This is a genomic window from Muribaculum sp., assembly GCF_029051885.1.
In the GTDB taxonomy this organism is placed as follows: domain Bacteria; phylum Bacteroidota; class Bacteroidia; order Bacteroidales; family Muribaculaceae; genus Muribaculum.
The window spans coordinates 1-4,360 of the sequence record NZ_JAIDKI010000088.1; the positions used below are offsets into that span (position 1 = coordinate 1).

A 4,360-nucleotide genomic window follows, 5' to 3' on the forward strand; every position below is an offset into this window, starting at 1 on the left:
GACGTGTCGTGTGTCGGTCTAATTTTTGGAGGCAACGCCGGCAAACGCTTCGTTTATGGGCTTGCGGTAGTACGGGCCGAGATAGGAGTTAAGGAGCGAGCGCAGACTACGCAGATATTGGGATATACTTCCCGGAGAGAGACGGTCGGAGAGGTGTGTCTGAAATCCTGCAATGTACTTTCCATCAATTTCAGAGGCGGCCAAATACCCCCCCCCCATATACTCTAATCGACTTTAATACAGCAAGATACAGCTTTTGAGATTTCTCAGAATAGTTTTCCTCGACATATCTTTCAAGATTGTCGATTGAAATTTTGTCTGCTGTCGCGACAGGAGGATACATAAAAAAAATTAAACCGCTTAATTTAGCGGCAATTCTTTCTCTCCCCCACAAACAATATAGAATTGAGTGGGGTGACCGGTGCAATAATGATGGCTGAGCGTGTAATCACAGATAACACACATATATAGAATCAAAGCATAATATCAGAAATACCTCTGCTGCATTTGCCGGATAAAGGCTGATTCTTTTCTGCAAAGTTAAGCCAAATATGCCATTCAGTCAAATTTAACGGCATATTTATAGCGTGAGTAAGCATAATTAGCTGAATAGCAAAGGCTACAGACCGTCGCCAATAGAGCGATAATCTGTAGCCTTGATGGGATAAGCGTCGTCTGAGACGATATCTGTGAAGCGTTGCTTATTCGACTGTCCAGTGCTCGCCGGCAAGAATCATCGAGCGAAGCGAATCAAATCCTTTCTTAGAACGGACGTCGGCAATCTGAGCGTCAATCTCTTCATTATATACCGGAGAATCGACATCTCTGATTACACCTATGGCGAGCGGGAGTTCATGTCCATCCATCATGGCAAGCTGCTGATGGAGGAAATTTGACTGTGTATGTGCGTCGTGCACAAGCACGTCGTCAATGGTGTAGCCGTCCTTTCCAAGTTCGACAGCCTTCAGATAGAATCCATCGCGCACAAGTCCGCGGTTCATCTCCTTGCCGAAAAGCATTTTCTCGCCATGGCGCAGATGGATAGTGCGGTCGGCACGATATTCTCTGTCGGTTATATGATTGTGTATGCCGTTGTTGAATATCACACAGTTCTGCAGCAATTCGACAACAGATGTTCCACGGTGGCGGCCGGCGGCAACCATCACTTCCTGAGAGGTGGCAAGTTCTACGTCGATAGAGCGAGCGAAGAATGTGCCTCTTGCTCCGAACACGAGTTCAGCCGGTATGAATGGATCTTCGGTAGTGCCGTAAGGCGAAGATTTGCTGACAAATCCACGGTCGGAGGTCGGTGAGTACTGTCCTTTTGTCAATCCGTAAATCTTGTTGTTAAGCAACAGAAGGTTTATATCGACATTACGACGCACGGCATGGATGAAATGGTTGCCTCCGATAGCGAGTCCGTCGCCGTCGCCCGATATCTGCCATACCGACATTTCGGGATTAGCCACTTTGAAACCTGTAGCGATTGCCGCTGCTCGCCCATGAATAGTATGGAATCCGTAGGTATTCATGTAATACGGCAGACGTGAGCTGCATCCGATACCGGATATTACAGCTGTCATATGCGGAGCTACTCCAATCTCGGCCATGGCCTTATGGAGAACATTGAGAATAGCATGGTCACCGCAACCGGGGCACCAGCGTACCGGCTGGTCACTCTTGTAGTCGGCGGGGGTATATTGCTTTGTATCCATTGTTACTGAAGTCTTTAAAATTAAGAGGCTATTTGGCGAGAATTTCCTTCACACCGGCTACAACCTCGCTAATCAGGAAAGGCTGGCCTTGAATCTTATTTATACGCTTAATCTGAAGTCCGGGATTACGGCTCTGGAGGAAATCAGCAAACTGACCGGTGTTGAGCTCTGCACAGATTACTGTCTTGTATCGCGAAAGTACATCATGTGTGTTGCGCGGGAGCGGATTGATATAGCGGAAATGAGCAAAATCAATCTTGTATCCCTCTTTCACCAGGTCTTCGGCCGCAGTACGCAGATGGCCGTAAGTGCCGCCCCACCCGATTAACAAGGTGTCGGCATCACCACAACCGATTACCTCAAGCTCGGGGATATCGTCAGCAACACGTTCCACCTTCTCACGACGGGCATATACCATCTTCTCATGGTTCACAGGGTCGATGGACAACGCCCCTGTGTTATAATCTTTTTCCAAGCCTCCGAGACGGTGGGCCAACCCTTCGGTACCGGGAATCGCCCAGTAACGAGCAAGGGTATTTTCGTCGCGAAGATAAGGTCGCCATGATTCCCTTAGTTCGACAGGCACATAGCGAGGTGTAATTCTGGGGAAATCCTCTGCATCAGGCACACGCCAGGCGCTTGAGCCATTTCCGATAAACGCATCCGAAAGGAGTATTACGGGAGTCATGTGCTCTATAGCTATCCTTGCTGCATCAAAAGCCATTGTAAAGCAATCCGTAGGAGATGCAGGGGCCACAACAACAACAGGCGACTCGCCGTTGCGGCCATAAAGGGCCTGCATAAGGTCGGTCTGTTCTGTCTTTGTAGGCAGGCCTGTAGATGGACCGCCACGCTGCACATCGATTATCACAAGGGGCAGCTCTGCCATAACAGCCAGGCCGATACCTTCGCTCTTCAGAGCCAGACCGGGCCCGGATGTAGAGGTAACACCGATATTACCGGCAAAAGAAGCGCCAATAGCAGCACACACTCCACCAATCTCATCCTCCATCTGTATGGCTTTTACCCCAAGGTCGCGGCGCTTGGCCAACTCATGAAGGATATCAGTAGCCGGAGTAATGGGATAGCTGCCGAGGAACAGTGGGCGTCCGGCTTTTTCGGAAGCCAGAATCAGACCCCAGGCAACAGCGGTGTTGCCATTAATGTCAGTATACACACCAGGGCGTACAGCCTCTGACTCAATGCGATATGTAGACACACCAGCATGAATATTCGCACCATAGTCATATCCGGCACGTATCACTTTGGCATTAGCCTCAAATACTGCCGGCTTCTTTGCAAACTTGTTGTGAAGATGATGTATAGCAGCCTCAAGAGGACGGTCGAAAAGCCAGCATACAAGACCCAAAGCAAATATGTTTCTGCATTTCAGCACTGACTTATTGTCGAGTCCGGAATCTGCAAGTGCCGCCTTGGTCATGGAAGTAACCGGCACTTCTACCACCTGGGCTTTAAGATCAAGCTCAGCATATGGATCAGATGTCTCAAACTTGGCTTTCTTCAAGTCACTCTCCTTAAAGGAATCAATGTCGACGATTGCCACGCCGCCTTTTTTCAGATGTTTTACATTCTGCTTCAGTGCGGCAGGATTCATCGCGATAAGGACATCAGCCTTGTCGCCAGGAGTATGCACCCCGATACCAAGGTTTACCTGAAACCCGGAAACGCCACTGAGCGACCCTTGCGGGGCGCGTACCTCGGCAGGATAGTCAGGAAATGTCGACACCTGATTACCGACGCCAGCCGATACATTTGTAAAAATGTTTCCGGCAAGCTGCATACCGTCGCCAGAATCACCGGAAAATCTTACTACCACTTTATCTATGGTCTTTACATCAGCTTTTTCTAACATGATGGTCTATTATAGTGTGTATATATTAATCTTATTTAGCGCGATTCAAAACGCAAGGCCTTACCGCGTGTCTCTTCATATATCTTTCCGTCCCTCCATACCGGTTTTCCATCGACCCATGTAGCAATGACCCGATTATGTAGAGTGGTTCCGGCAAGCGGAGTCCATCCACAGCGGCTGAGCGCCATATCATCTGTTACAGTATAGGCGGTGTCGGTACGAACTACTGCGATATCGGCGGCAAATCCTTTACGCAGAAATCCACGGCGCCGTATACCGAACAATCGCGCGGGAGCATGACACATCTTCTCGACAACAAGCTCACGCGTAAATATACCCATATCAGCCATCTCAAGCATCAACGGAAGCGAAAACTGCACCATAGGAGCGCCCGAAGCAGCTGTAAGAGCATCACCCTCCTTCTCTGCCGGCAAATGAGGAGCATGATCGGTAGCTACTATGTCAATACGCCCGTCACGCAACGCTTTGCGCAGGGCATCACGATCGGCCGACGTCTTAATGGCAGGGTTCATCTTTATCCGAGACCCAAGACGGTCATAGTCATTGTCGCAGAACCAAAGATGATGCACCGAAACCTCTGCTGTAATACGTTTATCAGACAATGGCCGATTTGAAAACATAGTGGCCTCCTCTGCCGTACTCACATGGAGCACATGTAGACGACTCCCGTATTTACGTGCTCGTCTTATGGCATTCTGAGTGCTGAGTATACAAGCCTCCCGTGAGCGGATTTCCGGGTGAAGAGCAACAG

Annotated in this window: 4 protein-coding genes; all 4 read right to left on the reverse strand. The window is 49.3% G+C overall.

Annotated features, from left to right (window positions below; translation table 11 throughout):
• Positions 1-18 precede the first annotated feature (18 nt).
• Complete coding sequence (locus K2I50_RS03885; protein ID WP_367279083.1) at positions 19-204, reverse strand: hypothetical protein; 186 nt, start codon at positions 202-204, stop codon at positions 19-21.
• Positions 205-701: 497 nt separating this feature from the next.
• Positions 702-1,715: a 2-oxoacid:ferredoxin oxidoreductase subunit beta gene (locus K2I50_RS03890; RefSeq protein ID WP_301024927.1), complete on the reverse strand. Its 1,014-nt coding sequence runs from the start codon at positions 1,713-1,715 to the stop codon at positions 702-704.
• A 28-nt stretch (positions 1,716-1,743) separates the two neighbouring features.
• On the reverse strand, positions 1,744-3,588 hold the full coding sequence (locus K2I50_RS03895; RefSeq protein ID WP_301024928.1) for a 2-oxoacid:acceptor oxidoreductase subunit alpha: 1,845 nt from the start codon (positions 3,586-3,588) through the stop codon (positions 1,744-1,746).
• Between the two features lie 35 nt (positions 3,589-3,623).
• Positions 3,624-4,360: amidohydrolase family protein (locus K2I50_RS03900; protein ID WP_301024929.1), on the reverse strand; the 737-nt coding region annotated here is incomplete at its 5' end.